The 1,928-nt window shown below is 69.3% G+C and carries 1 protein-coding gene; it reads left to right on the top strand.

The features are described 5' to 3' along the window. A partial coding sequence (locus AC27IO_RS23590; RefSeq protein WP_498741092.1) for an error-prone DNA polymerase occupies nucleotides 1-1,928 on the top strand: 1,928 nt, incomplete at both ends.

The following is a 1,928-nucleotide window of genomic DNA, read 5'->3' on the forward strand; positions in this document are numbered from 1 at the left end:
ACGCTCGGCCTGCCGCTGGTGGCGGCGGGCGACGTGCACATGCACGTGCGCGGCCGCAAGCGCCTGCAGGACGTGGTCACCGCCGTGCGCCTGGGGCGGCCCGTGGCCGAATGCGGCTTCGCGCTGCAGCCCAACGCCGAGCGGCACCTGCGCGCGCGCATGCGGCTGGCCGCCATCTACCCGCCTGCGCTGCTGGCGGCCACGCTCGCCGTGGCGACGTGCTGCACCTTCAGCCTCGACGAGATCCGCTACCGTTACCCGAAGGAAACCGTGCCGCCCGGCATGACCCCTGGCGGAGCCCTGGCCTGGTACACCGAGCAGGGCGCCCAGGGCCGCTACCCGATGGGCGTGCCGGAGACCGTGCGCACGCAGATCGCCAAGGAGCTCGACCTCATCGCGCACTGCCGCTACGAGATGTACTTCCTCACCGTGCACGACATCGTGCGCTACGCCCGCAGCCGGGGCATCCTGTGCCAGGGGCGGGGCTCCGCCGCCAATTCGGCGGTGTGCTTTTGCCTCGGGGTCACGGCGGTCGATCCGACCAAGACGCGGCTGCTGTTCGAGCGCTTCATCAGCAAGGAGCGCGACGAGCCGCCCGACATCGACGTGGACTTCGAGCACGACCGGCGCGAAGAGGTCATCCAGTACATCTACGACAAGTACGGCCGCGAGCGGGCGGCCATCGCGGCCGTGGTCATCAGCTACCGCACGCGCAGCGCGCTGCGCGACGTGGGCAAGGCCCTGGGCGTGGCGCCCGCGCTCATCGATGCCTTCGCCAAGGACCACCACTGGTTCGACGAGGCCATCGCCACCGAACGCCTGCAGGAACTGGCCGAGGCCGTGGACGTGCCGCTGGCGCCGCACATCGCCGAACTGTGGCTCAAGCTGGCGCGCGATCTGAAGGGCTTTCCGCGCCACCTGAGCCAGCACGTCGGCGGCTTCGTGCTCACCGAGGGCAAGCTCACGCGGCTGGTGCCCGTGGAGCCCGCCAGCATGGATGGCCGATCCATCATCCAGTGGGACAAGGACGACCTGGACGACATGCACCTCATGAAGGTGGACGTGCTCGCCCTGGGCATGCTGAGCGCGCTGCGCCGCGCCCTGGACCTGCGCGCCCTGCTGCGCGGCGAGCACTGGGACCTGGCCGGCATCCCGCGCGAGGACGGCGCCACTTACGACATGATCTGCGCGGCCGACACCGTGGGCGTGTTCCAGATCGAAAGCCGGGCGCAGATGAGCATGCTGCCGCGACTGCGCCCGCGCGAGCTGTACGACCTGGTGGTCGAGGTGGCCATCGTGCGGCCGGGGCCGATCCAGGGCGGCATGGTGCACCCGTACCTGCAGGCCCGGGAGCGGCGGTTGCGCGGCGAGCCGCTGGAACTGGAGCACAAAGAGTTGACAGAGGCCCTGGAGCGCACGCTGGGCGTTCCCATCTTCCAGGAGCAGGTCATGCAGATCGCCATGATCGCTGCCCGCTTCACGCCTGGCATGGCCGATGAGCTGCGCCGCTCCATGGCCGCATGGAAACGCACCGGTGGCGTCCACCATTTCGAACAGCCGTTCATGGAAGGCATGGCTGCCAACGGCTATCGCGAAGATTTTGCCCGGCGCATTTTTCAGCAGATCAAAGGGTTCGGCGAATACGGCTTCCCCGAGAGCCATGCCTACAGCTTCGCCATGCTGGCTTATGCGAGCAGCTGGTTCAAGTGCCACGAGCCCGCATGCTTTCTGGCGGCGCTGCTCAACTCGCAGCCCATGGGTTTCTACACGCCCTCACAACTGGTGCAGGACGCCGTGCGCCACGGCGTGCGCGTGCTGCCCATCGATGCGGTGCACAGCGACTGGGACGCGACCCTGGAGGGCGAGCCCCAGCCCGTGCGCGGCGTGGCCGACCCGCAGCCGGCCGTGCGCATGGGCCTGCGGCTGGT

Source organism: Acidovorax sp. KNOB132 (assembly GCF_057541515.1).